Origin of the sequence: Streptococcus taoyuanensis, assembly GCF_029589235.1 — a bacterium.
GTDB classification, from domain to species: Bacteria; Bacillota; Bacilli; order Lactobacillales; family Streptococcaceae; genus Streptococcus; species Streptococcus taoyuanensis.
In genome coordinates this window covers 1-25,417 of record NZ_JARQVW010000010.1, presented here as the reverse complement: position 1 = coordinate 25,417, position 25,417 = coordinate 1, and the positions used below count along the sequence as shown (strand labels likewise).

Annotated in this window: 21 protein-coding genes and 6 tRNA genes; 2 read left to right on the top strand and 25 right to left on the bottom strand. The window is 43.3% G+C overall.

Annotation, left to right across the window (positions count from 1 at the left end; translation table 11 throughout):
- Positions 1–26: 26 nt before the first annotated feature.
- The 4 genes from P5Y91_RS07140 to P5Y91_RS07125 are packed head-to-tail and all read right to left on the bottom strand — an operon-like array spanning position 27 to position 2,632.
- Complete coding sequence (locus P5Y91_RS07140; protein ID WP_070448823.1) at positions 27–440, bottom strand: DUF3021 domain-containing protein; 414 nt, start codon at positions 438–440, stop codon at positions 27–29.
- 9 nt (positions 441–449) lie between these two features.
- Positions 450–905 (bottom strand): LytTR family DNA-binding domain-containing protein, encoded by a 456-nt coding sequence (locus P5Y91_RS07135; RefSeq protein ID WP_070589762.1) that lies wholly within the window; start codon positions 903–905, stop codon positions 450–452.
- An 18-nt stretch (positions 906–923) separates the two neighbouring features.
- On the bottom strand, positions 924–1,766 hold the full coding sequence (locus tag P5Y91_RS07130; protein ID WP_070589760.1) for an ABC transporter permease: 843 nt from the start codon (positions 1,764–1,766) through the stop codon (positions 924–926).
- Positions 1,766–2,632, bottom strand: a complete 867-nt coding sequence (locus tag P5Y91_RS07125) for an ABC transporter ATP-binding protein (protein ID WP_118397192.1) — start codon at positions 2,630–2,632, stop codon at positions 1,766–1,768. Before P5Y91_RS07125 ends, P5Y91_RS07130 begins: the two co-directional genes overlap by 1 nt.
- A gap of 235 nt (positions 2,633–2,867) precedes the next feature.
- Between P5Y91_RS07125 and P5Y91_RS07120 the strand changes: the two genes are divergently transcribed.
- A complete protein-coding gene (locus P5Y91_RS07120) occupies positions 2,868–3,722 on the top strand; it encodes a methyltransferase domain-containing protein (protein ID WP_118397189.1) in 855 nt (284 codons plus the stop codon).
- Between the two features lie 40 nt (positions 3,723–3,762).
- Here the strand turns inward: P5Y91_RS07120 and P5Y91_RS07115 are convergent, their stop codons facing one another.
- The 10 genes from P5Y91_RS07115 to P5Y91_RS07070 form a co-directional block, all read right to left on the bottom strand.
- A complete protein-coding gene (locus P5Y91_RS07115; protein WP_118397183.1) occupies positions 3,763–5,067 on the bottom strand; it encodes a response regulator transcription factor in 1,305 nt (434 codons plus the stop codon).
- 10 nt (positions 5,068–5,077) lie between these two features.
- Positions 5,078–6,724: a sensor histidine kinase gene (locus tag P5Y91_RS07110; protein ID WP_118397180.1), complete on the bottom strand. Its 1,647-nt coding sequence runs from the start codon at positions 6,722–6,724 to the stop codon at positions 5,078–5,080.
- Between the two features lie 2 nt (positions 6,725–6,726).
- Positions 6,727–7,338: a YesL family protein gene (locus P5Y91_RS07105; protein ID WP_045758983.1), complete on the bottom strand. Its 612-nt coding sequence runs from the start codon at positions 7,336–7,338 to the stop codon at positions 6,727–6,729.
- A gap of 168 nt (positions 7,339–7,506) precedes the next feature.
- Positions 7,507–8,988, bottom strand: a complete 1,482-nt coding sequence (locus P5Y91_RS07100) for an ABC transporter substrate-binding protein (RefSeq protein WP_118397177.1) — start codon at positions 8,986–8,988, stop codon at positions 7,507–7,509.
- 79 nt (positions 8,989–9,067) lie between these two features.
- Positions 9,068–10,000, bottom strand: a complete 933-nt coding sequence (locus tag P5Y91_RS07095) for a carbohydrate ABC transporter permease (RefSeq protein WP_003004100.1) — start codon at positions 9,998–10,000, stop codon at positions 9,068–9,070.
- Positions 10,001–10,013: 13 nt separating this feature from the next.
- Positions 10,014–10,943: an ABC transporter permease gene (locus P5Y91_RS07090; RefSeq protein ID WP_003009701.1), complete on the bottom strand. Its 930-nt coding sequence runs from the start codon at positions 10,941–10,943 to the stop codon at positions 10,014–10,016.
- Positions 10,944–11,170: 227 nt separating this feature from the next.
- Positions 11,171–13,051 carry a beta-N-acetylhexosaminidase gene (locus tag P5Y91_RS07085; RefSeq protein WP_070589752.1) on the bottom strand — a complete coding sequence of 627 codons (1,881 nt, stop codon included), beginning with the start codon at positions 13,049–13,051 and terminating at the stop codon, positions 11,171–11,173.
- Positions 13,045–13,914, bottom strand: coding sequence for an ROK family protein (locus P5Y91_RS07080; RefSeq protein WP_118397174.1), 870 nt, complete (start codon positions 13,912–13,914; stop codon positions 13,045–13,047). The genes P5Y91_RS07085 and P5Y91_RS07080 overlap by 7 nt, the downstream gene beginning before the upstream one ends.
- 90 nt (positions 13,915–14,004) lie before the next feature.
- Positions 14,005–16,650 (bottom strand): alpha-mannosidase, encoded by a 2,646-nt coding sequence (locus tag P5Y91_RS07075; protein WP_118397171.1) that lies wholly within the window; start codon positions 16,648–16,650, stop codon positions 14,005–14,007.
- Between the two features lie 240 nt (positions 16,651–16,890).
- Positions 16,891–18,171 carry a glycoside hydrolase family 125 protein gene (locus P5Y91_RS07070; protein WP_118397168.1) on the bottom strand — a complete coding sequence of 427 codons (1,281 nt, stop codon included), beginning with the start codon at positions 18,169–18,171 and terminating at the stop codon, positions 16,891–16,893.
- A gap of 214 nt (positions 18,172–18,385) precedes the next feature.
- Between P5Y91_RS07070 and P5Y91_RS07065 the strand changes: the two genes are divergently transcribed.
- Positions 18,386–20,461 carry a GH92 family glycosyl hydrolase gene (locus P5Y91_RS07065; RefSeq protein WP_118397165.1) on the top strand — a complete coding sequence of 692 codons (2,076 nt, stop codon included), beginning with the start codon at positions 18,386–18,388 and terminating at the stop codon, positions 20,459–20,461.
- Between the two features lie 189 nt (positions 20,462–20,650).
- Here the strand turns inward: P5Y91_RS07065 and P5Y91_RS07060 are convergent, their stop codons facing one another.
- From P5Y91_RS07060 to P5Y91_RS07010, 11 genes are all read right to left on the bottom strand, one after another.
- Positions 20,651–21,208 carry a DUF6287 domain-containing protein gene (locus P5Y91_RS07060; RefSeq protein WP_045758977.1) on the bottom strand — a complete coding sequence of 186 codons (558 nt, stop codon included), beginning with the start codon at positions 21,206–21,208 and terminating at the stop codon, positions 20,651–20,653.
- Positions 21,209–21,347: 139 nt separating this feature from the next.
- Positions 21,348–22,853, bottom strand: a complete 1,506-nt coding sequence (locus P5Y91_RS07055) for a zinc ABC transporter substrate-binding protein AdcA (RefSeq protein WP_118397162.1) — start codon at positions 22,851–22,853, stop codon at positions 21,348–21,350.
- A gap of 2 nt (positions 22,854–22,855) precedes the next feature.
- Positions 22,856–23,659 (bottom strand): metal ABC transporter permease, encoded by an 804-nt coding sequence (locus tag P5Y91_RS07050; RefSeq protein ID WP_003009676.1) that lies wholly within the window; start codon positions 23,657–23,659, stop codon positions 22,856–22,858.
- A complete protein-coding gene (locus P5Y91_RS07045; protein WP_118397159.1) occupies positions 23,652–24,356 on the bottom strand; it encodes a metal ABC transporter ATP-binding protein in 705 nt (234 codons plus the stop codon). Before P5Y91_RS07045 ends, P5Y91_RS07050 begins: the two co-directional genes overlap by 8 nt.
- Position 24,357: 1 nt before the next feature.
- The gene (locus P5Y91_RS07040) at positions 24,358–24,795 is read right to left on the bottom strand and encodes a zinc-dependent MarR family transcriptional regulator (protein ID WP_003004547.1); all 438 of its coding nucleotides are present in this window, start codon (positions 24,793–24,795) and stop codon (positions 24,358–24,360) included.
- A 103-nt stretch (positions 24,796–24,898) separates the two neighbouring features.
- Positions 24,899–24,982, bottom strand: a tRNA-Leu gene (locus P5Y91_RS07035).
- Positions 24,983–24,992: 10 nt separating this feature from the next.
- Positions 24,993–25,064 (bottom strand) — tRNA-Gln (locus P5Y91_RS07030).
- A gap of 19 nt (positions 25,065–25,083) precedes the next feature.
- Positions 25,084–25,156, bottom strand: a tRNA-His gene (locus tag P5Y91_RS07025).
- Between the two features lie 12 nt (positions 25,157–25,168).
- A tRNA-Trp gene (locus tag P5Y91_RS07020) sits at positions 25,169–25,239 on the bottom strand.
- A gap of 6 nt (positions 25,240–25,245) precedes the next feature.
- Positions 25,246–25,326: transfer RNA gene (locus tag P5Y91_RS07015), tRNA-Tyr, on the bottom strand.
- Between the two features lie 15 nt (positions 25,327–25,341).
- A tRNA-Phe gene (locus P5Y91_RS07010) sits at positions 25,342–25,414 on the bottom strand.
- Between the last annotated feature and the right edge of the window lie 3 nt (positions 25,415–25,417).

Genomic DNA, 25,417 nt, shown 5'->3' with positions numbered 1-25,417 from the left:
GTTTTCTTATACACTTTTTTCTGGGACTATTTCCCTTTTCTGCGATGCAACAAAGCTTGGTTGATTCGTTGAGTTTTTTTATGGAGTTGCCAAATCTGGTAAAGCCAGATCAGACCGTAAATGGCTAGAAAGATCAACCAAGGAATAGGACTCCGTAAGGCTGCCCCCCAGCCAAAAAATAAGTAGGTCAATGCTAAGATGGTAGCTGTCACAACTAAATGCAAGGCTACACGCAAACTATAGGTCAAAAACTCTTCTTCCTCAAGAATGAACGTCAAGACCCCCATTGTCCCACTCATCAAAAAGATCGCTAGGATGTTGCGGACATTTACAGCGGGATAGACGATGTTGGGATAGACATGGGATAATAACACCAAACACAAATAAAAGAAGGATCCTGTCCTCATACCAGATACAAAATAAGCTATAACTCGTTTCATCACTTTCTCCTATACCCCTAAATAATCCATCAAGGATTTGACATATTTCCGACTGACACTTGATTTTACTCCACGTGTCAGTTTAGCCATCATATTGCCTGAAAAACTATCCGATAGCGATTCCAAATGGTCGATATTCATCACCGCGTGGCGGGATATCTGTAAAAAATTACGACGATTAATCCGATGTTGAAAATTTGTCAAAGTATCTCTTACGGTAAACGTTTTGTCTGTCGTATAAATGGTTAGCTGATTCTTATCAATCTCGGCTAAAATAATGTCATCAATTTTCACCATGATCAAATGATCATCTGTTTTGATAGGAATCACTACTTGATTCACTGTCGAAAACTGTTCGAGATAGTCCATCACCTCTCGTGCTTGATCGGATAATTGCTTAGCTTGAATGACTACACGGGGGTTGTTTTCTGGGATATCCTGTTTTTCCTCAAAACGAATCTTCATTCCTACTCCAATTCTCACTTACTTTCTTTTATTCGATCTTTTTGCTAAGGAAACCCAAATCCCCAAAGCTAGAAGAATACCACCTAACACTATAAGGTATGTTTGTTCCTTTGTCAATAAGGCTTGCCATTTGAGCTGAACGCCCATTTTTTCTTGAAATTCTCGAAGAAGATCATCTCGCCCCTTAAAGGCTTCGCTCACTGCTTCTTTCATGAGTACTTGTCGATAAAGTGCAGCAATATAAGTTGCTGGAGTACATTTCATTAGTAGTTGTGCAAAATCAGGTAGAACACCTAAAGGTACATAAGTCCCTACCAAAAAACCAGAAGCTGTACCCACTATGGTCGAAAACTTCCCAAGACTGTCTACGGAATGGAAAAAATAAACAAAAATGGCATTCACTAAACTAGAAAGCAGGCTACTAAGCAGCATGATGAGGAGCACTTCAGGTAATAAAGACAGTGCTGGAACTTCTCTAAAATAGCCACACATCAGCACATACATAAGGACTTGCATGAAAAAAGAGATGATGATTGCACTTGCTAAATATGAAGATGGTAACCGCCACTTCCCTTGATCCGATAAATAAAGATCCTGATCTACTTGATGTTCACGGTCCTTTACCGACTGAGTCAGGGCAGCCAGACTTGTCGTAATCCCTGTCACAGCCAGCGTCCCACTCATTAACCAATTATTTAACACAGGACCTCTATTGGGGAGCTGAGCCCAAGCATCTGTTAGATTTTTTTGAAGAAAAATAATATAGAGAACAAAGGAAATCAAGGCTCCCAACAGGGAGAAGAAAACTCCTGAACGATTTCTGAAGTACAATAAAAAATTTCGCTTTAGTAAGGCTAGCATTAGCGGACCTCCCTTCCTGTAAGTGCAATAAAGGCATCATCCATGGTCCCTGGACGAAACTCAAAATGGGCTATTCTATCTCTAACTTGCGCCAGGTAATCAATGGCTTCCCTTTCACTCTTGGGTTGAAAAATATACTCCAATTGACTTTGTTGCTCTACTGACATTCCCAAAGATTTGAGACTTTCTATCTGCTGTCTCTCCTTGAAACGAATCTTCAAGATGTTTTTTGCATATTGACTCTTAATATCTAGCGCCGATCCTTGAGCAATCACTTCCCCATGGTCCACAATATAAATTTGATCAGCTTCATCTGCTTCGTCAAGATAATGCGTGGTCAATACAACAGTCATTCCCTCTTCTCTCTGCAATTGATAGAGCAAATCCCAGATAGACTTCCGAGTTTGGATATCCAAACCTGTCGTTGGTTCGTCTAAGAACAGAATATCTGGTTGTGAGAGCAGGGCACGCGCAATGTCAACCCGACGCTTTTGGCCACCTGAAAGCGTTCCGTATTTCTGCTTTTGGAAAGCTGATAGGCCTAGCCGACCAATGAGATCAGACACACGATCGGGTTTTAAGCCTTTATACTGTTTCGCACGAATGGTCAGATTTTCCCTAACCGTTAGCATCTCATCTAAGACACTAGTCTGGAAGACCACACCAATTTTAGTACCTGGTTCATAGATGATTTCACCTTGCGTTGGTTGTTTCAAACCAATCAATATGGAAATCGTTGTTGATTTCCCCGCCCCATTTGGTCCTAGAATCGCATTAAAGGTTCCCTTTTCAAACTGTAAATGAATATTGTTTACGGCTAAATGATTTCCATATCGTTTACTGATGTTTTTAGCTTGTAATATCATGTTCTCTCTCCTTTTGATAGAACCAGTCTAACAAAAAAGCCATTTAAAAAACGGCTTTTGGGGATAAGTGGTCAAAATGAAGAGATGAGTGGCGAGATAGAAGAGATTAAAATAAGGAAATTAAATAAAGAGACTCAAGTTCCATTCAATACCGCGTAGATTCGTTAAAAAAGTGTGACTTAGTCCCATTAAAACATCGGTTGCTATCTAGAGGCTCTTTTGTTACACTACTAATATGAATACACCGATCAAACCAAAATTACAACGATTTCAAACAGCCACTGCTTTTGCCTGTCCCATCTGTCAACTGGACCTAGAACTTGTGGAGACCAGTTTTAAATGTCCCAAGGGCCATTCTTTTGATTTAGCGAAATTCGGCTATGTCAACCTAGCTCCTCAGATCAAACAATCGAAGGACTATGACAAAGAAAATTTCCAGAATCGCCAGCTAATCTTGGAAGCAGGTTTTTACGAGCCGATTCTAACAGCGATCGGACAAAAAATTCCGACCAGTGATGCCAGAATTCTAGATATCGGTTGCGGAGAAGGCTATTACTCCCGAAAACTACAAGAAGCCTATCCCAAGGCTACTTTCTATGCCTTTGATCTTTCCAAGGAATCTGTGCAACTAGCTGCCAAGAGTGACGCTAGCTGGAAGGTCAATTGGTTTGTAGGAGACTTGGCTCATCTACCCATTCAATCCAAGAGTATGGATGTCATTTTGGACATCTTCTCCCCGGCTAATTACGCTGAATTTGAGCGTGTCTTAAAAGCTGAAGGGGTCATCATTAAGGTCGTTCCAACCTCTTCTCATCTAAAAGAAATTCGTCAGTTGGCCCAAGATCAATTGACCAAGCAATCCTACTCCAACCAGGAAATTTTGGAGCACTTTGAAGACCACTGCCAGATCCTCTCATCCGAAACGGTCAGCCTCACCAAGAGTTTAACTCCGGAAGAACGCCAGGCGCTCCTCGCCATGACCCCTCTTCTATTTCACGTAGACCAAGAAAAAATCGATTGGACTCAACTCACAGAAATCACCATTGAGGCCCAAATATTGGTTGGGAAAATCAAGATACAAAGGACGTAAAATGAAAAGTGAAAAGGCTGAGACAAATCGTCTCAGCCTTTTACTCATCTTCTGCTTGCTCTGTCATGACTTGTAAGCGATAGGTTTTAGGCGATTTTCCACAGAGTTTACGGAAAACCTTATAGAAATAGCCTACATTGCTGTAACCGACTTTATAGCAGATATCTTCAATGCTGTCATTGGTCGATAAGAGGAGCTGCTGGGCAGCCTTAATCCGCTGTTTGTTGAGGAGTTCTGCGAACGTTGCATTGGTTTCTCGTTTAATCAATTGGCCTAAATAGACTGGATTGATAAAGAGAGCCTGACTGATATCCTTGAGCGACAGCTCTTTTTGGTAATCACGGCTAATCACTTGGAGGACACTCGCTACATTTTCGTTCATCCGATAGTGGGATAAGAAACGGGACAACTCTTCCTGGATGAAGCTAATCATCTCGCTAAAGGTAGCAGCTTCTTGGACTTTCTTGACCACATCGGCCAAATCATCTCCTTGCAGGTATTCAAACAAATGAAAGACATCCATCAAAAATTGGATAAAGAGCTGCTTGGTCAACGAAACCTTAGGTGTCTTCTCAAGGATCATTTTTTCCAACCAATCCAGTTCTTCTAAGATCTGTTGGATATTCCCTTGCATGATCACCCGGTAGGCCGGCTCGTAGTAATGGAAGACCTCTTCATCTTGATTGAGAGGGGTCGCTCCATAAAAGAGACTCCGCTCCACTAGGTCCTTAAATTGATGAAAGTGCTCCTTATAAGGTGGCTCAAAGGCCTTCTCAATCATGGCTTCTTCTTCTTGATCCGAGATAAAGAGTTGAAGATTTTGCCCGAGAACTTGGTAAGACGAGCTGATAAAGCCTTTTTTCTCCTTAGCAACCCCAATCCACAGTGAATTTCGTCTTGCAATATACCGACAAAACTCTTCCTCAGAGATATCATCGTGAATCAAGCGGTTGGCCAACTCTTGGCTTGGTTGCTGGATTTGGTGCTGAATTTTTTCTAGAATATTGCCCATTTCCACCTTATTGACCGGTTTGAGCAGGTAGTCTGCCACGCGCAAATTGAGGGCTGTCTTGACATATTCAAAATCCTGATAGCCTGACATAATGATAAAAGCAGCATCTGGCATCAAATCCTTCATCTCTGCAATCATCTGAAGTCCGGTCTTTCCAGGCATATTGACATCCGTGATCACCACATCCACCGGATGCTCTCGCACATAATCAAGGGCTTGGTCTGCATCTTCTGCAGTTGCGACCACTTCCATATTCCAGTGGTCAAAGGGGATTAATTTTTTTAATCCTTCTGTAATCATATACTCATCGTCTACTAATAAGACTTTGTACATTCTGTCTCCTTTATTCATCTTGAATGGTTATCGTATAAGTCACTCCATGGTGAGGTTGGGAGAAGACTTGGATATGGTAGCGATCTCCAAAATAGAGTAACATGCGTTCATGGACATTGACAATTCCGATGGACTGCCGGCCACTCTTTTCTTCAATTTCTGAGTGAGGATGGCGATTGGCTAGTATCTCTTGAATCTTTTCTAGCTGCTCTTCTTCCATTCCGCGCCCATTATCAGTAACTAGGATCATGACTTGCCCTTCTCCTTGCAAGACTTTGACACTAATCACATTGTCCTTGCGTTTGTGGTCCACCCCATGGGCAAAATAGTTCTCGACCAAAGGTTGGATGGTGAATTTGGGAATCTTCATCTTTTCCAAACCTGGATCGATCTTAAAGCCATAGGCAATCGATTTTGGATAACGCACCATGCAGAGGTAGCTGTATTTGCGGCAAAATTCGAGTTCATTTTCAACTGTCGTCACTCGCTCATCTGAGATATTATTGCGCAAGAGACTACTAAACTCATAGATAATATCACCCAACTCTTCTTGCTCTTGCATGACGGCATACATCCGGATAAATTCCAGTGTATTGTACATGAAATGGGGATTGATCTGGGCTTGTAAGGCCCGCATATTGGCATCCTTTTGGCTGAGCTGCAGTTGGTAGATATCTCGAATATTCTTATCCATATTGTCTAACATGGTATTGATCATATTACCAATAACCAAGAGTTCTTGGTCCTTGGTCGAGGTATCAATCCGTCGTTCACTCTCGCCTTGACTGATCAGATTCATGGTATCGACCAAATCGAGGACTTGACGCCGGTAATTTTTGAAAATCTGCCGTAATAACAAGTAAAGGATCAAGAAAATTAGGAAAGCAATGGAAAGAAAAGTGGTCAGGTTAGCTAGACCCTTTTTGACCAGATAACTTTCAGAAACAGCTACATCCACCTTGTAGCCATAGATCGTGCTACGGGTTTGCCATTTAACATCTTTTGATTGCCCCTTATCCCCTTCATGGTACATCTCTTTCCCAAAGGGAGTGAAAATCCGCACAGCGATCGGAAGATCGCCTCTGGCATTATCAATCGTTGCCGTCAAAATTTCTTGGTCCAGCGTCATATAAGCTATCCCAACTCCAGCACCCGTAGTCGGATCTGTCAAAGGAACCGGAATGGCTGTCGCAGGAGCCTTGTAATGGTCCGCTGAGACTTGCTTGCCTCCCTGTGATTGCCGAGTAGAGACAAATACCGTCTTGTAATCAGACAAGGTGACATCGATACCCTCGATGTTTTTATTGCTCAAATAGAGGCTGTCAATATTCTTATGTAGGGACAATTGGATATACGAAGGAAATTGGGCATTCAATCGCCAAGTCTCATACTCCGATGGTGACAAGGTAAAATAGCGATAAACTCCTTCTAATTTTGCAGGGTTTTCAACGAGGCTACGCCCTTCTTGTGTGACCCGCTGATAAGAGGTCTCAAGATCCGTCACCACTTCGGTCAAGACCCGTTGGGCGATCCGGTCGGCTTCAGCTTGCTGGTTTTTCCAAGAGATCCCCGCAACAACCAGGCCCATAATGGTCAAAATGACCACCATGACATAGGCGTAGAATTTTAAAAGCGTACTTAACCAGATTTTTTTCATCGTTAGGATACCAATTTTTCGTGGATGTTTTGATAAACAGGGTCAAAGATATCATTGACAAAGAAATGCCATACACCGATCAAGACGAAAAAGAGAAGGGCTGGCATATAGTAGCTAATGACACCAAGTAGCGCGGTTCCAAGGATGAGCTTGAGAACCGGACGAATGTCCAGCAACATTCCGATCAAACTGAGCTTGATACTGTTGGCATAAGAGAGATCAAAATGAACTTGCAATTTCAAATAAACGGCGTAAGCTAGAGGCGCAACCAAGAGGAAAACCAGATTAAACAAGAGAACCAAAATTTGGAAGAAATTCAAGTGAGGAATCTGGACCATGAGGTACATGCCATAGAGGAGAACCCCTTCAATGGCAAAGAAGGTATAAAAGACTTGATTAGCCGGGCGTAGATTTTCTTTGAAGAGTTCCCAAGCGCGTGACCAATGATAGTCCTTGTAGGTCATGCCATTTTCCGCATAGAGGCTCATGATAGTGGCACTAGCCGGTCCTACTCCTAGTAGAACACCCCCACAGATCGTCAAGACCCAAAAAATCCCTGTTACCAGCATAGCAACATAGACTCTCGTAAAAATGAACTCGATGATTTTTCCCATCATTCAGCCTCTTTTCCAATTAGTGATTCTATTATACCATAAAAATAAAACGCTTTCCCTTATTTGCATTGGTAAATTGAAATATTGATTTTCATTTACAGTTCTATTTTCATAAAGATATGAAAAGGCTCTGGAGATCCCTCCAAAGCCTTTTCGAACTACCTGTTCTTATTTTTTAGAAGCAAGGAATTCGTCGTATTGTTTTTGCATTTCGTCAAGCACTTTTTGGTAAGCACCTTCTGATTTCAATTTTTCAAGCATCTTAGGAACTTCTACTTCAGGATCCACAGTACCAGTATTGATCGCACCTGCGAATTGGTTCAAAGTATTTGTAAGAGCAGTGATTTCTGATTTCACTTTGTCTGTGTTAAAGATGAAGCCAAGTGCTGGAGATTCTTTTGCAGTTTCCAAATCTTTCTTAGATTGTGCAATTTGTTCATCTGTTACGTTTTCGTTGATGTAAAGAATCCAGTTGTTACCAGTGTTCCATCCAGACATGTGAGTGTTTCCGTTGTAGCCATCCAAGACTTTGACACGGTTTTCTTTGCCGGCAACTTTTTCCCAGTTCTTGCCTTCTGGTCCATAAACAAGGCCGTTCAAGAGTTCTGGATCAGTGTTCAAGAGGTTCAACACTTCCATGGCTTTTTCTTTGTTCTTAGAGTTGTTTGAGATAACAAAGTTAGCTACTTGAGTAGTGTTGTTCTTCTTGTAAAGTTCAGTAAATGGTTTGATTTCGATCTTACGGTTTGCTACACGAGTAAGCAAGCTGTTACCGTAGTCAGCTGGTCCTACTGTTTCTTCACGAACCAACCATGTATCTTGAGAAAGATCATAACCAGTGTCGCTCGTTGCTACGTCTTTTGGAATGTATCCTGCTTCGTAGTATTTGTGAAGAGTCTTCAAGTTTTCTACATAACGAGGAATGGTGTAACGGTCAACGATCTTAGTGGTGTCACCTTTCAAGTCAACAACGAATGGAAGTCCATCAACAGCCACATAGTCGAAGTCATCTGAAGGTCCACCGTAGCTCTTGTTCATTGCAAATGGAACAACGTTTGGATCTTTTTCTTTGATAGCTTTCAAGACTGGTTCAAGAGAAGCATAGTCTTTCACGTTTGAAACGTCGATACCATATTTTTCAAGAAGTGGTCCGTTGAAGGCAAAGTTTTGAGAAGATGCCACGTTAGCTGCTACTGGAACAGCATAGATCTTGCCATTTACAGTGTTCCCTTTGATGTAAGCTGGGTCAAGTGCTTTGTAAAGGTCTTTTCCTTCTTTCTTGTACAATTCTGTCAAGTCAGCATAAGCACCTTTTTGAGCGTTGATAACGTAGTTATTAGCAAAGGCAATATCATAGTTTTCACCAGATGAGATGATAACGTTCATTTTTTGTGCGTAGTCACCCCAACCAAGATATTGGATATCCAATTTTGCGCCAACTTTCTTTTCAATGATCTTGTTGGCATTTTTAAGAAGAACATCCAAGTTATCTGGTTTATCACCGATTTGGTACATCTTGATGATTGGTTTACCGTCTTCAGTTGTTGCTGACTTCTTGTTGTTCCCTGTAAGGTTTCCACAAGCAGCAAGAGTAGCTCCAAGAGCGATGACACTAGCAGATGCTAACGCGTATTTTTTCCAATTTTTCATAAGAAAAATCTCCTTTATGTTATTTTCTTTTTAGACTAGGTTATGAGTTGAAAATCCTGCTGATTTTCAATGAACGATGTTATTCTTTCACACCACCGATGGTCAAGCCTTTTACAAAGTAGCGTTGGAAGAATGGATAGAGAATGGCGATTGGCACTGTTGCCACAACCACCATGGCCATACGTCCTGTTTCCCGTGGGATGGATTGTACAGCTCCTGCCAATTGGCCGGATACCCCGACGTTTTTAGCGATGTAATCCATATTGTTTTGGATTTGCATCAAGAGGTATTGCAATGGGTAAAGGTTGTCACTCTTAATATAGAGGAGGGCATTGAACCAGTCGTTCCAGAACCCTAAAGCAGTGAACAAACTGATAGTCGCAATCCCTGGTAGAGACAATGGCAAGCAGATTTGGAAGAAGATCCGTGTTTCACTTGCCCCATCGATCCGAGCGGATTCAAGGATAGCTTCTGGAATGGTCCGTTTAAAGAAGGTCCGCATCAAGATGATGTTAAATGGACTGAGCAACATTGGGATAATCAAAGCCCCGATGGTATCACCCAATTGCAAGAGTTGAGTGGTCACAATGTAGCTTGGAACCAACCCTGCACTAAAGAGCATACTAAGGAGTGAAAATACGGTAAAGAACTTGCGGTATTTAAAGGTACTCCGTGAGATTGCGTAAGCATAGGTTGTGGTGATAAAGACATTACATGCTGTTCCCACAATGGTCACAAACAAGGTAATGAAGAGGGCTTGCAAGATTTTGTCTTTGAACTGTACCAAGAAGAGGTAACCATCAAATCCAAATTTTGCTGGCCAGAATTGGAAGCCATGGACTGCCAAACTTTGTTCGTCAGTCAAAGAGATCATGACAACGAAGATGAAGGGAAGCACACAGGTCAATCCGACCAAGGTCAACAACAAGGTAAAGAAGAAGTTGCTCTTCTTACTGAAAGAATGGATCCCGACATTATCAATTTTTTCTTTTTGAATGGTTGATTTTTTCATACGATCCTCCTTTCTAGAAGAGAGCGGCATTCTTATCAATGCGACGGGCAATGATATTTGAGATTAAAACAAGAACCAAACCGACTACCGATTGGTAAAGACCGGCTGCTGCTGTCATCCCGATATCCCCTGACTTGGTCAAACCGTTGTAGACATAAACATCAATAACGTTGGTCACACTATAGAGCGCTCCAGCATTATGCGGGATTTGGTAGAAAAGACCGAAATCTGCGCGGAAGATATTTCCGACTGCAAGAATAGTCAAAACCGTAATCAAGGAAGACAACTGAGGAATGGTGATGTTGCGAATGCGTTGCCACTTAGACGCACCATCCACAGTCGCTGCTTCATAGTAAGTTGGGTCAATTCCCATGATGGTTGCATAGTACATGACACTACTATAACCAAAGCCTTTCCAGATTCCTAAGAAGAGGAGAAGCGCTGGCCAGATCCACAATTCCGAGTAGAAATTGATGGCTTTCATACCAAATGAAGTTAAGATGTGGTTGACCAATCCTTTGTCCACGTTAAGGAAGGCATCGGTGAAGAAGCTGATGATAACCCATGATAGGAAGTATGGGAAGAGCATGGAGGTTTGAAGCACCTTGACCACTCTTTTTGATCTCAACTCACTAAAGATGATGGCGATCCCAACGGAAACAATCAATCCTAAGAAGATGAATCCTAAGTTGTACAATACCGTGTTTCTTGTAATAATGTAGGCATCTTTGGAACTAAAGAGGAACTTGAAGTTGTCAAAGCCAACCCACTTACTCTTCATGACACTGTCAATGAAGCCCTCTCCCGTAATATGATAGTCCTTAAATGCTACGATATTCCCAAAAACCGGAATATAGAAGAATAAGATTAACCACGCTGCACCAGGTAAGACCATTAAAAGAAAAATGAAATTTTCTCTCAGAGTCCTTACAAACTTTTTCATTTAACTCCCCCCTTTGAGCCTTGAGCGTGTTTATTTACTTTGGTAGCGTTTACATCACCTATTATAAGATAGCCCATTTACATTTTCAAACTCCTAATTATAGAAAAAATTCTACAAATTTATGACATAGCTTTAAAAAAGAGTAGAAAAGGGTGGTCGTAAAGACAGTTCCTCTTCTACTCCTATCCCACCGTGGATGAGATACCTGTCATCCAACTTGGCATTTTTTACGTTGTATAAATGGTCGAAGCTGTCGCAATGGTGTGCCATTGATTAGCTGTTGTGGCTGCGAAGTCCTGATCCCCGTAGAAATCGTTGAATGGTAAGATCTCTTCTTCTAGTTCATCGATACATGTGATGGAACCAGCTAGGTAGTTTTCAATCCGACTTTCTGCTCGCTTGATGCGTTGCAAGAGTCCACCCATACGGATATCTACGGTATCCAAGCCGAAGACCTTGTTTTCTTTCAACCATTGGTGACTAAAGAGGTCATGGAAGTGTTCAATCTGGCTTCTGAGTTTTGGCAATTCTTCCTGAGCGATTTGTTGCAAGCTCTCTTTATCACCTGCGTGATAGGCCTCACGGATGCGTCGTCCTACATCGACCTTGCTACTTAAAATAGCATTCAACTGTGCCTGAGTTTCAAAGAGATAAGCGTAGACGCCCGCTTTTTCTTTAATGTCAGAAAGAATCTCAGCTGCTTGGGCAAAGTGTGGCTTGTCCTGTTCAGGTGTCATGTGCTTGTCAAGAATTGGGCAAAGAACATCCTGATAAAAGACATAGCGGTTAGGGTTAATCCCACTGAGATTGTCTGGTAGGTCTGGCAAGAGGTTGGCCAGATCCAGCTGCATAAAGTCCTCAACGGATAGGCCTGTATTGGTCTTAAAGTGAGCTGAAAGACGCTCTAAATCATTGCAATAGCTGAGTTCTGCCCAAATTTGTAAACTTGGGAGAATCGAGAACTGGGCTGTTTCACCACCATTGTCCCCCCAGCCCGTCACAATGACTTCCTTGATCTGATTAGCACGGCAGGCTTTATTGGCTTCAAGAGCGACGAGGCGACTGAAATGGTTGTGGGGCGTAAAACCAATCCACTTCCAGGCACCACCAGCAAAGGCAATATCCTGACTAATCTTATGGTGATTACGGAAGTTTCGGTTGTATTTTTCCTCGCTATCCTGATAATAATCCCAGTAAACCAAGGTCACACGGTCTTTAAGACGGTCTAAATAAACTCGTGTTTCTTCTGGAATTTCTACCTCACGGTCGTACTGGCCATCTGCTGACATAAGCTTGAAGAACATATCACTCCACATCTGGCAGTGGAAACCATACTTGTCTGCAATATCCAGCACGCGCTCCAAATGTTGGCACATAAGGAGACTCCGATCCACAATACCGTTCAAGATAAGATAACGACCCAAACCGACCAAGTGAGCTTCGTCCATCCCGATGTTGACCTTGCGAGTTTGTAATTTAGATAACGTCGCAAACATACCGTCAATCAGGTCGTAGACTTTTTCTTCACCGATGAGGAGAATATCCTCTACATCGCGGAGTTGCTGGACTTCCTTAACCCCCCATTTAACAAAGGCTGATAAATGAGCCAAGGTCTGGATGCATGGGACAAAGGTCATGTCAAACTGCTGGGCATAGTCTTCGATTTCCTGTAACTCTTCAGCTGAGTAGGCTCCACGGAAATAACCAAAGTAAGGTTGCCCCTCAATCTGATAGGTGTCCTCCATATAGAGCTCAAAGGTTGAATAACCCATCAGAGCCAAGAGTTCAATCATCTGTTTGGCTGATGCGACATTGAGCACGGCGTTGCGCGAACAGTCGGCCATATAGGCCAAATCTTCATAAGCCGCCTGTTCTTCAATCTCTACTTTGTCTCCTTCTGCTAAAGCTGTTGCTAGCACAGACAAGGCGCGGTAGAGTTGATGAGGTTTGCGGTAGGTCAGTTGATACTGCCCATTCTCACCCTTGATAGAGATAGAAGCTTGGTCAGACTGAGCGACCGCCACCTCTACATCTGGTAGAGAAATGTGATTGTTTAATACTTCAACAGCTTGGGCTTGTTTGGGACTAAGTCCTGTAAAACTTACCATTGGTTTTCCTCCTGTAACCAGTTGACAAGGGCACCGTAGAGATTGGCATCTGCCTGATAGGTGCAAGCTTGAATCACTGGAGCAATTGTATATTCTTCATATCTTTCCACAAAGATGTCTACTGCTTTTTGCACCCCTTTGATAAAATCTGGGTTTTGACTGATAGAGCCACCTAGGCTAATCACATCTGGGTCAATGAGATACTGGATATTGAGCAGTCCTTGAGCAAGATTACGATTCATGCGCTCAATGGCTTCCTGGCAAAGGGCATTGCCGGCTGCAGCCTCTTGGTAGACCTTACGTCCATCCCAGTCAGACTGACCTGATTTTTCAATCACATAGCGAACCATGTTTCCTGTAGAAGCGAGTTGTGACCAGTTATTGAGCTTTTCTGCAGGCTCGATAGTTGTCATGTAGCCAAACTCACCGCCCAAGCCATGACGACCACGGTGAAGCTTGCCATTGATAATCATAGCCCCACCTATTCCTGTACCAATCACAACACAGGCTGCATTTTCAATCTCAGGATGAGCTAAGAGTTCACTCAGCCCAACGCAGTTGGCATCATTTTCTAGATGGACAGGGAGCTTATGATGAGAAAGAGCCTCATACCATGAAAAACCATGGATGTAAGGAATGGCGCTGATCCCCTCAATCACCCCTGTTTCTTGATGAACGGCTCCTGGCACACTCATGGCAATCCCACGGTAGTCACGTTCTGACAAGCGTTTATCCAACCAAGCCAACAAATCTTCTAGAGTTTCTGGAGTTGGGGTGCTGGCCTTATCTAAAATCTTTCCATCCGGAGTGAGACTAGCAAACTTAATCCCAGTCCCTCCGATATCAATCGTTGCAATGGTCATGGCTTTTACCTGTAAAAAGGAGCGAGTCAGCAGTCGGTTCTTACTTTTTCGCTCCTCCTTTCCTTTTATTGTTTCTTCAGCTGCAACCAGCTATACTTCTTCTTTTTTAATCCATTCTGTCCGGATTTCTTGCGGTGCCAATAAACCTGTATGGACCGGATACGGTTGTTCCAGAAGATCGACAACCGTTTGTTGTCCTTCTGACACGCGCACATTTTCTTGGCTCATGTTGTAATAGCGAAGGATGTAACCTTCTTCATTTTCTGCTACCTTAAAGGCTGTTGGACAAACCTGAGGATGCGTCAAGGCTGTATGCTTGAGTAAGCTACCAGACGCTGCTACATTTCCTTCTTGTTTTTCAACTTGAAGGCTGGTCATCGGTGTCTGCAAAGCTTTGGCACGACGAAAGGCTGAGAAACGCCCCTGAGCTTGATGGCATTCTACTGCATATTCAACCTCAAAGTTCCGCAAACATTGTGCTTCTGGTGTTGGGAAATAGCCCCAGTCACCAAGTTCACCGGAAGCACGGAGAAGTGTTACAGCTATCGTATCGTCTCCAAGGATTTCGTATTCATGCAATCCTTTATTGGCCACTGTTACCCCTTTGACGTCATCATACAAGCTGACGAAGGCTTGTTGGTGTTGGGGATTTTCAGGATTTTCCCAAGAAGCAGCCGGTTTATTTGGCCGTGTGACCACCTCATAGATACTTTCAGAATCGTTGCTTGGACGTGTATTGTGAGTCTTGACCAAGAGACGGATACGGTGATCCTTAGCTATATTGGTGAAGCGCGTCTTGAAGCGAATTTGCGGATCATCTACAAAGATGGTCATCTCCGTTTCAAGAGGGATAGTTGTCAGCTCTTCTGAGCGACTTGCCTTGCGGTTCATAAACTCGATAATGCCTCTTTGCTCCGCATCCAATTGTTCATCCGCGCTGACCGGGATCGTCAAGTCATGCTTGAGCAAGATTTTGGCATAGCGAGCATTGTTTTCCAAGACCTCATAAGCTGTTAACTCCGCATAGATCGGTTCGGTTCCTTTTGGTTGGAAGTAGATATATTCATTTCCGATATCCCCACGATCTTCAAATCGAAGGAAATCCTCATAAGCCTCATTGGTCGTTTTATCATAGAGGGTCAAGCCATCATCGATACTAAGGGTTACAAATGGCGTATCGATCACCCCATTCTGGAACAGACCATCATGATGAGGTGCTTTGCCTTCCAAGAGCTGGAAGGTGGTCCAAGAAAGAGGCGCTAGGTGAACCGGAACCGTCACGCGCACTTGACGCGCGATATAAGGTTGACGGAATTTATCCTTAGGCAGGGTATAGCCAAAGCTTGCTCCCAAGTCTTCAATCTCTGCTTCTACAAGATGTCCATCTAAATCTTCTACGTGGTAGTCTGGCAAGCTCAAAGCGGCCATTTTCTTGAAGCCCTCTGTCGGATGCAATTCCTTAAATGGACAAACCGCTACATCGACAATCGTGCTGACGGTATCCACCTTATTGTGCAATCCAGTGTTGATGACCGTAAAGAGGTGCTCACTCTGGGCTTTTTGAGTTGCTAGTTTCCCCTTCCATTCGTTGAGAAGGTTGGTCTTGACAAAGTTTCCAACTTGGTTGACCTTGGCAAAACGGACTTCCATTTCACGGTGAACATCATCTACGCTACATCCACAAATACTATCGTGTGGCGCATTTTGTAAGAGTGTCTTCCAGGCATAGGTCAATTGATCCTTGTGGTTGTGCCCACCAGTAATGATGGTCAAAGGTTCCACCACTTGCTCGAGCAGGTTGCTGTTTTCTTGGAAGGCTTGCTTGAGATAAATCCGAGAGGAAGACGTATTTGCCAGTGTGTACCAACCATCGGTTTCCTGACTGGTCAATTCTCCCGTAACCGTCGATAATTGCTCAGGAAGCGCACTTTCCACTGCTTGCACATATTCATCAAAGGAGCTGTGAACAAAGGTCACGTCAGGGAAAAGTTCGTTTGCCACACGAATGGCTTCACTCAAATTTCGTTGAACTGGTTGGTGGTCGCAGCCGTTCATCATTAACCATTGGTTGGTTGAGGCATAGTCGCGAACATCTGCCAATTTTTGTTTCCAGAAAGTCAAAGCTTCGTCTTTATCCACTGGAATTTCGTTCCCGTTACTGTACCAGTTGGCAAAGAGAATACCCAGCACACGGCTACCATCCGCCCCTTGCCAGTACATTTCAGAAAATTGAGAGGTGAATTGCTCATCTTCGAGGACTTGGTTATCAAATCCGATTGGTTTAACACCACGACCAAAGGCTGCTACGTGAATGCCTGATTTTTGAAGGATTTGAGGGGCTTGCCCCATATTTCCAAAGGTATCTGGGAAATAACCAATCTGAGTAGATTTGCCCCATTTAGCGCATTCAGCCTGTCCAATCAAGGTATTGCGGACGTTGGCTTCACTGGAGATCAAGTAATCATCCTGCAAAATGTAGAAGGGACCAATCTTGAGTTTGCCCTCGTCGATATAACGCTGCACCTTGTCGCGGTTTTCAGGACGAATTTCTAAATAGTCGTCAAGGACAATAGTTTGGCCATCCAAGTGGAAACTTTTGAACTCCGGATCATTTTCAAAAAGATCAAAGAGATTGTCAAACAGTTCCACCAATTGCATGCGGTGACTTTCAAAAGGTAAATACCACTCACGATCCCAGTGGCTATGAGAGATGATATGTACAACAACATTTTCCATGAGTAAAACCTCATTCTAACTTAAATTTTTAATGTTTTAAATATAAATTTGTGATTCTAACAAGAATCAGTGAAGCTAAAGCGTGCTCCTTATACTCAATGAAAATCAAAGAGCAAACTAGGAAGCTAGCCGCAGGTTGCTCAAAGCACTGCTTTGAGGTTGTAGATAGAACTGACGAAGTCAGTAACATATATACGGCAAGGCGAAGCTGACGTGGTTTGAAGAGATTTTCGAAGAGTATTAGCGAATATCCAAGTAATCCAAGACTAATTCGCAGAACATCATGTTGGCCCAAGAGAACCATTCACGAGAGTATTTGGTTGGATCATCTACATGGAAACTTTCGTGCATGACGCCCGTGCCTCCATCGCAGGCAACCAACTGATCCAGCAAGAATTTTTTCTCAGCTTTATCTGTCGTTGTCAATCCTTGAATAGAAAGGGCAATCGGCCAGATATAGCGATAAAAGGTATGAGAACTTCCGAGTCCACTTGCGTACTTCCCTTCATAGAAGTAGGGATTTTCAGGGCTCAAAATCGTCCGACGAGTAGCTTGGTAGACCTCGTCGTCAATCTCGCAGTAGCCCAGATAAGGAGCTGCCAACAAGCTTGGCACGTTTGGATCATCCATGATGCTAGCATTTCCCAAACCGTCTACTTCAAAAGCATAAATCTTTTCACCCTTGCTGTTAGTCGTGTAGGCGTAGTTTTCGATCCCTTCTTGAATCTCAGTTTGGAGACGCTTGGCATCAGCAATAATACTTTCGCTATCGGCTAGATTCAAGTCTGCGAAGATTTCTTGCACATAGCCCAAGACAACCACTGCAAACATATTAGACGGAATCAAGTAGCTATACTGACAGCAGTCATCACTTGGACGAAAGGCTGACCAGGTCATCCCTGTCACGGCGAAATCTGGCCCAAAGCCATCATTCACCAGCGTGTCTTCCTTACGATCTGTATCCCGAACGAAGCGATAAGGGGAGTTCTTGTGGTCTTGTTCCACTGTCCAGAGATGAAGGATTTCCTTGGTCGCAGTGACAAAGGTTTCATCAAATTGGCTAGTCTCACCAGTTTCCTTCCAAAGAAGATAAGCCAGCTGCAAGGGGTAGCACAGCGAATCCACTTCATACTTGCGCTCCCAAATCCAGCCATTCAAGTCGGTATGGTCGGTCTCGTGGTGGCCTTTCCAGTTCTCCTCAATATTAAAAGAGTTAGCATAGGGATCCTTGAGAATCAAGGTCATCTGGCGTTTGACCAAGCCAGCAATGGTCTGACGCAAACGAGGGTCTCTTTTTGCTACATGAAGATAGGGTCTCAATTGAGCCGTTGAGTCACGCAACCACATAGCTGGGATGTCCCCTGTTAACACAAAGGTTGACCCATCTTCCAAGATTTCAACTGTATTGTCCAAAGTGTCTGTGTAGCAACGCTCAAAGACATCCACCCACTCCGGGTACTCCTTAGCTCGCTCAGCTACTTGGTCCAGCCATTCTCTGACGATTTCTTTTGAATAGGTCATTTATTTTCCTCACACGTATCGATTCTTTCCTATTCAGTATAAAAGATTTCAGATGGGAAATACATACGCAAACTATAGCCCTTTTTCTACAAAATTTTCCATTTGATAAAAACGCTATCATATTTGACAACACTTTGATACAATGAAGAAAATACCAGCGCGTGTTCAAAAAAAATACAGATCATTTAAGGTTGATGAAGAAAAAGGAGACAAGATGCGCACACATTGCCAGACCATCGATACCCGCTGGGGAAGCGATAATCATCCCCACTATTCCCACGGAAACACCCTCCCTTATACAGGAGTCCCTTTTGGAATGAATTACTTCCTTCCCCAGACGACACACGAACAAGGAGCTTGGTTTTTCAACCCCAATCTCCCTATTTTTCAGGGATTTCGTCTCACCCACCAGCCTAGTCCTTGGATAGGAGACTACGCTTGGTGCCTCATCACGCCCATCACAGGGGAAGTTGCAAGTTCCGACCTCTTCCGTCGTCAAAGCAGTTATTCGATGAAAGAAGCCGTTTTCCAGCCCCACTACCTTCGTATTTTTTCAGAACGTTATCAGATTCAAAGCGAGCTAGTTCCAAGCCACTACGGGGCTGTCATGCGCTTTCGAGCACCAGAAAAGCTGACACTCTGCTTTCATACAGCAAATGAACTAGAGGACTTGAGCCTTACAGACCAAACCTGCCACTTCCATATTCTGGATCAGGCCCATACCGCAGATACTTCCTACTCTTTCTATCTCCAGTGGCAATTTAGCCAGCCGATTGAGAGCGTCACTCACATCGATCAAGATCTTTTTCTGACCTTTGCTAGCAAGGAAGTGACCGTCCAATTAGGAACTTCTTATCTGTCCCAAGACATGGCTCACAGCCATCTTCCCAACCTTTCCCTAGAGGAAGCTAAAAAAGAAGCAGCCGATCAATGGAATCAGCTGCTAAAGCGAATTGAAGTAAAAGATGCCGGAGGGCGTGACCAAGCCTTTTTCGATCATTGCCTTTACCGACTCCTCCTTTTCCCTCAAACCTTTTACGAAACAGATACCAAGGGAAATGACTGGCACCTGGATGTCACCCATCAGGAAATCAAATCCGGAAAAGCTTATACCAATATCGGATTTTGGGACCTCTTTCGGACCTCTTTTCCACTCTTTAGCCTTGTCTACCCCGATTATTACCGTCACTTCCTCGAAGGATTTTTAAACACTTACAAGGATACTGGTTTTCTACCAAAATGGTTGGCCCCAGATGAACGAGGAATGATGCCAGGTACCCTCATCGATGGAGTCTTTGCGGATGCTGTCACAAAAGGGATCGCACCAGACCTACATGAAAACATGCTGACAGCCATGCTCCAGACAGCCCAAAAAACTGATCCTCATCAACATTTTGGTCGCCATGGTAATGAAAGCTACAAGGCCCTTGGCTACCTACCCGATGATTTTCACGAAAGTGTTAGCCACAGCCTAGATTATGCTTATAGTGATTTTTGCATTGCCACTGTTGCTAAGCAATTGGGTCATGCAGAAACAGCCGCTCGGTATGCCGCTTCCAGCCTCTCCTACCGAACATTGTATGATTCCCAAACGGGCTTCATGAGAGCGCGATCCACCAATGGAAACTTTAAAGAACCCTTCTCTCCTACCAGCTGGGGAGGAGATTATGCAGAATGTTCTGCAACCCAGGCTACTTTTGGAGCCTTACACGACCTCTCCGGCTTGATAGTGCTAATGGGCGGTAAAAAAGCCTTTACCCAACGACTGCTGGATCTAGCCAATCAAAAACCTCAATTTGATGTAAGAGGATATGGCTATGAAATCCATGAAATGAGTGAAATGGCCCAAGCCCCATTTGGGCAGATCGCCATCTCCAATCAACCCAGCTTCCACATTCCCTACCTCTTCCGTTACAGCCTACATCCCGAATACACCAATCTCCTGATCCACCAGATCCGTTCCCAAGCTTTCCATCAAGATTTCCAAGCCTATCCAGGTGATGAGGACAATGGTAGCCTATCTGCTTGGTACATCTGGTCAGCCCTTGGACTCTATCCAACCTGTCCAGGAAAACCAATCTATGATCTGGGCTTCCCTCTCTTTAAAGAAGTCCTTCTCCATCTTCCCAAGCAAGAGCTCAAAATTTGCGCCAACTCACACACTGCAGGCGCCTATTTCATCCAAAAAGCCCTATTAGATGGCAAAGAGAAACAAGAGGTTTCCCATCAAGATCTCCTTGAAGCCCAATTGCTCCAGTTTGAGCTTTCTTGGCTCCCCCCACATGCATAAGAAAAAGAGAGTGGGACAGAAATCGGTAATTCGTTAGAATTCGATTTCGTCGTCCCACCTCCGCACAGTTGAGTAGGGCTGTAAAAGCTGATGAAATCAGCGTAGTAGAGCCCACTCAACCACTGCGTCTTGCTCGACAATCCAAAAATAATTGAGAGGCTAGGACTTTTATCCCAGCCTCTTTTTTCATTATTCATCTCCTACATGATAGTAGATCGATCCTTGTTCTCCAAAACTAGCAATACCAACACCAGACCACAAGCGGTTTTTAGAGGCATCTGATGTGTCCTTAAAGACGACTTGCCCTTGATCATCGACCTGATCACCAATGGTTACTCCAGCAGGAATATACTCCAACAAGAAGCCCCCATCACGACCACCATAAATGCCTTCTGAGGCGGTCCCATAATCCGTCAAAGAAGCTCCGTAGCCCTCTAACTCTTGTGAGACCAACCCTTTGTCGTTAAAGACCAACTTGTTTCCCTTATCATCTTGCCAGACACCAGAAATACTGCTGTAATCTCCATTGGCAATCGCTTCAAGATCCATTTTCTTCACTTCTTTTTTCTCTTCTTTTTTTTCTTTCTCCTTCACTTCCGAACTAGAAGCATTCGTCTTTTTGACTTCAGAAGAGGTCGTCGTTTGACTAGAGGAAGGGGTTGATTTTTTGCTCGCTCCCTGTTGCGAACAAGCCACCAATAAGACGACACTAAGAAAACTCACAAGAATTGCACCAACTTTTTTCATTTAAAATTCCCCATACATTTTTTTAGTTTAAAGCCCTCTCATTGTAACGTATTTTCAAGCATTTGACAAGCTTCACTCCTCATTTTTAATCAAAAAGAGACCAGGATAATCAGTCCTAGTCTTTCTTTTGATATAGCTCTTAATGAGCCAGCATTTCCTGTGCCACTTCTAAACCAGATAAGTTGGAAGGATAATACGTTGGCCAATTTTCCAACTCATCATAAAGCGCCTCTTGACTCTTTCCTCCATGGAAAATGTGGAAGTGAGCTGCTTTTACCGGAGTAATTTCATGGTCACTAAATTGAACATATTTGAAGTCTCCCGCATCGCTCTCCTGGGCTTCAAAGAGATAACGAACACCACGATTCCCCTTCTTATAAGTCAAAATGTGCTTACCTACGTATTTATAAGTATATTTCTTAGAAGATCCTTTTTGATAAAACTCCATTGAATCCTTATCAATCCTAATCTGATCAATATCTGTTTGGTAACCCTTGGTATAATATTCCTTATACTCAGCAGCAGTCATAGTTGGATTTAATTTTGCCTTATAATCAAAGACCTGATCCAACGTTCCATCTTGCAAGAATGGATAAACCGATTTCCAATCACCTGCATAATTCGCCAAGCTACGATCCTTCACTTGACTATCCTCGAAATAGCCCTTTTGAACTGTCTTAGCATCTTCCTCATGTTCCGGTTGAATATCCTTACCAGCTTGTGACGTTGTTTTCTCTAGCGCCTTTAGATTTTCCTTCATAACAGACACGTAGTCTTCGCCATCTTTCATTTCTTTCTCCGTCAGGCTTTCCAAAGGATTTAAGACAGCCAATTCGACACCAGCTTCAGAAGACAAGGTTTTCGCCAAGGATTTAGAAGCATTTTCCTCAAAGTAAATGACCTTGATCTCATTTTTCTTGATATACTCTGTCAATTCACGTAATCGTGCAGCAGAAGGCTCACTATCAGGTGAAATCCCTGAAATGGCCACCTGGTTTAATCCATAATCCAAGGCCAAGTAACGGAAAGCCGCGTGTTGGGTTACAAAATTCTTTTGTTTCGCATCTTTCAAGCCATCCTGATAAGCTTGATCCAAGGCCTGTAATTTCTTTAGATAGGCTTGGGCATTTTTCTCAAACGTCTTTTTCTTATCTGGATAAGCTGCCACCAATTGATCACGAATCGACTCTACCATCTTCATGGCACGATGTGGAGAGAGCCAAAGGTGAGGATCATATTCATGATGGTGTTCTTCGCCCCCTTCGTGTTCATGTTCCTCTTCCAATCCAGGAAGCAAGACCATGCCCTTGGTAGCATCGATCACTTTGGTTTTCTTATCCTTCATTGATTTCAAAAGATTTGGAACCCACGTTTCCATATTTTCATTTTCATAGACGAAAACATCCGAATCTTGAATCATAGCCCGCCCCTTAGCAGACAATTCATATTCATGAGGCTCTGATCCCGCTCCAATGAGCAGGTCTACCGTTCCTTCATCTCCGACAATATTTTTTGTAAAATCATAAACAGGATAAAAAGTGGTCATCACTTTTAATTTCCCATTTTGACTCTGACTTTTGCCACAAGCTGTCAAAACAAGTGTTAAAGCCACTAACAATAACCAACCAAATTTTTTAAAGTTCATATCTATTTCCTCAAACGTGATCCAAGATTCACAAGCAAGAACAGTGCCACAAATAAAAGCGTGATGCTGGCACTCGCTGGTGTATCTGCAATATAAGACAAAATCAACCCACTAAACATCCCGATAAAACCAATGATGACCGCAATCAGCATGACCCCACGGAAGTTCTTCCCTAATTTCAGCGCAATACTAGCCGGTAAGACCATGATGGTTGAAACCAATAACGATCCTGCTGCAGGAATCATTAAGGCGATAGCAACCCCCGTTACCACATTAAATAAAATGGACATGGTCCGGACCGGAAGGCCATCTACAAAGGCCGTATCTTCATCAAAGGTCAAAATATACATAGGACGCAAGAATAAGGCCGTCAACACTAATACAACAAAAGCAATCACAAACAAGGCAATCACCTGTTCATCCGTAATGGTTAGGGTAGAACCGAACAAGTATTGATCCAAACTCATCGAGCTCTTCCCACCACCACGCATCAGTACCAAAGCTAGGGCAAGACCTGTGGACATTAAAATTGCCGTCCCGATCTCCATAAAGTCCTTAAATAAGGTCCGCAAATACTCAAGAAAAACCGCAGCAATAATGACAATGATCATAGTCGAGAGCGTTGGAGAGATCCCAAGGAAAAGCCCAAAAGCGACACCCGCAAGAGAGACGTGACTTAGCGTATCACTCATAAGACTCTGCCGTCTTAAAATCAAGAAAATCCCTAATACAGGAGAAAAAAGACTCATGGCAACCATAGCCAACAAGGCCCGTTGCATAAAATCATACTGGAATAAATCAAGCATGGTCACCCTCCCCTTCAGTATCATGGACATTAAAACATCTCCAAGGAGAGCTTTGGTCACGAACCAAATGAATATTCCGATCCGCAAATTGGCTAACCTCTTCAGGATCATGCGTAATCATCAAAACAGATTTTTGATGGTGATGCGCACTGTGATGCATCAACTCATAAAAATCACTCTTTGTCGTCGCATCCATCCCTGTCGTAGGTTCATCTAAAACAAAGATATCCGGATCTGAAGCAAACATCCGAGCAATGACAGCACGCTGTTTCTGACCACCAGACAAAGAACCAATCGCCCGATCCTTGAACTCCAGCATCCCAACAGATTCCAAACTCTTCAGAATATGTTTTTCATCGTGCTCATTCAACTTTCGAAACCATCCTTTACGAGGATACCGACCTGATTTCACAAATTCATAGACCGTACTTGGAAACCCTGCATTAAAACTAGCAATTTGTTGCGGCAAATAAGCAATCCTTAACTTCTTTCCCTTAACATTCGTCTTTGAAATCTCAACAGTCCCAACCTTGGGCTGTAAGATGCCAAGGCTAGCCTTAATCAAGGTTGACTTAGCAGCCCCATTCTCACCAGTCAGCGTAACAAACTCTCCACTATCTAAGTAGTAATTGATCCCTTCTAAAACCGGTTCTCGATCATAATAGAACGATAAATTTGAAACCGTAATATACCTCAAACTATAACTCCTCTTCCAATAAATCTAAAAACCGCGAAATAACCCCTTGCTCATTCTTGGTAAACTTCGACAAAACATCCTCATAAGTGTGAAGGGTATGCTGATGGTGGTGCTGATGCTCTAATGCAATTGGCTTACCAATCTCAGTTAAGCGATAATAGAGAACCCGAGCATCATTTTCATCTCGATAAGTCTCCAGCATCCCCTGACTTAATAAGGGCTTCACGGCCTTCGTGATAGCAGCCTGACTGACATTCAATTTCTTAGCTAAGACAGAATTGGTTAGAGCTTCATCAGCAACCAGCATCAAGATATGTTCCTGAGTGTTGGTTAATGAAACACCACTTGTACAAGAACCAACTAAAATCTCATGCTGATTTTCTGATAACAATAAAATAGAATTTAAAAATCGATCGATTTTGTTTGCAACTTCAGACAAAATTAACTCCTTCTAATTCATTAAAAGAAACTTTACCGGTTAATTATATCACAAAAAAGAAAAAAAATAAACAAAAAAAGGAGTAAAACTCCTTTTTAATCTATACCGGCGGCCGGGGTCGAACCGGCACGTCCTTGCGGACACTGGATTTTGAGTCCAGCGCGTCTGCCAATTCCGCCACGCCGGCATAAATTTAACTGGGGTAGCTGGATTCGAACCAACGCATGAGGGAGTCAAAGTCCCTTGCCTTACCGCTTGGCTATACCCCAATAATAATATTAATAAATAGGCGAGTGATGGGGATCGAACCCACGCATGCCAGAGCCACAATCTGGTGTGTTAACCACTTCACCACACCCGCCATAAGTATTAACACGGGCAGTAGGAATTGAACCCACACTGAAGGTTTTGGAGACCTTAGTTCTACCTTTAAACTATGCCCGTAAAGGATGGAAGGGGAGGGATTCGAACCCCCGAACCCGAAGGAGCGGATTTACAGTCCGCCGCGTTTAGCCTCTTCGCTACCCTTCCTAATTATTGAATTGATGGCGCGAGACGGAATCGAACCGCCGACACATGGAGCTTCAATCCATTGCTCTACCAACTGAGCTACCGAGCCAAA

What these genes read in the sequence shown, in the direction of transcription:
- P5Y91_RS07140 (WP_070448823.1), bottom strand. Translation starts at nt 440, where the DNA reads ATGAAACGAGTTATAGCTTATTTTGTATCTGGTATGAGGACAGGATCC.
- P5Y91_RS07135 (WP_070589762.1), bottom strand. Translation starts at nt 905, where the DNA reads ATGAAGATTCGTTTTGAGGAAAAACAGGATATCCCAGAAAACAACCCC.
- P5Y91_RS07130 (WP_070589760.1), bottom strand. Translation starts at nt 1,766, where the DNA reads ATGCTAGCCTTACTAAAGCGAAATTTTTTATTGTACTTCAGAAATCGT.
- P5Y91_RS07125 (WP_118397192.1), bottom strand. Translation starts at nt 2,632, where the DNA reads ATGATATTACAAGCTAAAAACATCAGTAAACGATATGGAAATCATTTA.
- P5Y91_RS07120 (WP_118397189.1), top strand. Translation starts at nt 2,868, where the DNA reads ATGAATACACCGATCAAACCAAAATTACAACGATTTCAAACAGCCACT.
- P5Y91_RS07115 (WP_118397183.1), bottom strand. Translation starts at nt 5,067, where the DNA reads ATGTACAAAGTCTTATTAGTAGACGATGAGTATATGATTACAGAAGGA.
- P5Y91_RS07110 (WP_118397180.1), bottom strand. Translation starts at nt 6,724, where the DNA reads ATGAAAAAAATCTGGTTAAGTACGCTTTTAAAATTCTACGCCTATGTC.
- P5Y91_RS07105 (WP_045758983.1), bottom strand. Translation starts at nt 7,338, where the DNA reads ATGGGAAAAATCATCGAGTTCATTTTTACGAGAGTCTATGTTGCTATG.
- P5Y91_RS07100 (WP_118397177.1), bottom strand. Translation starts at nt 8,988, where the DNA reads ATGAAAAATTGGAAAAAATACGCGTTAGCATCTGCTAGTGTCATCGCT.
- P5Y91_RS07095 (WP_003004100.1), bottom strand. Translation starts at nt 10,000, where the DNA reads ATGAAAAAATCAACCATTCAAAAAGAAAAAATTGATAATGTCGGGATC.
- P5Y91_RS07090 (WP_003009701.1), bottom strand. Translation starts at nt 10,943, where the DNA reads ATGAAAAAGTTTGTAAGGACTCTGAGAGAAAATTTCATTTTTCTTTTA.
- P5Y91_RS07085 (WP_070589752.1), bottom strand. Translation starts at nt 13,051, where the DNA reads ATGGTAAGTTTTACAGGACTTAGTCCCAAACAAGCCCAAGCTGTTGAA.
- P5Y91_RS07080 (WP_118397174.1), bottom strand. Translation starts at nt 13,914, where the DNA reads ATGACCATTGCAACGATTGATATCGGAGGGACTGGGATTAAGTTTGCT.
- P5Y91_RS07075 (WP_118397171.1), bottom strand. Translation starts at nt 16,650, where the DNA reads ATGGAAAATGTTGTTGTACATATCATCTCTCATAGCCACTGGGATCGT.
- P5Y91_RS07070 (WP_118397168.1), bottom strand. Translation starts at nt 18,171, where the DNA reads ATGACCTATTCAAAAGAAATCGTCAGAGAATGGCTGGACCAAGTAGCT.
- P5Y91_RS07065 (WP_118397165.1), top strand. Translation starts at nt 18,386, where the DNA reads ATGCGCACACATTGCCAGACCATCGATACCCGCTGGGGAAGCGATAAT.
- P5Y91_RS07060 (WP_045758977.1), bottom strand. Translation starts at nt 21,208, where the DNA reads ATGAAAAAAGTTGGTGCAATTCTTGTGAGTTTTCTTAGTGTCGTCTTA.
- P5Y91_RS07055 (WP_118397162.1), bottom strand. Translation starts at nt 22,853, where the DNA reads ATGAACTTTAAAAAATTTGGTTGGTTATTGTTAGTGGCTTTAACACTT.
- P5Y91_RS07050 (WP_003009676.1), bottom strand. Translation starts at nt 23,659, where the DNA reads ATGCTTGATTTATTCCAGTATGATTTTATGCAACGGGCCTTGTTGGCT.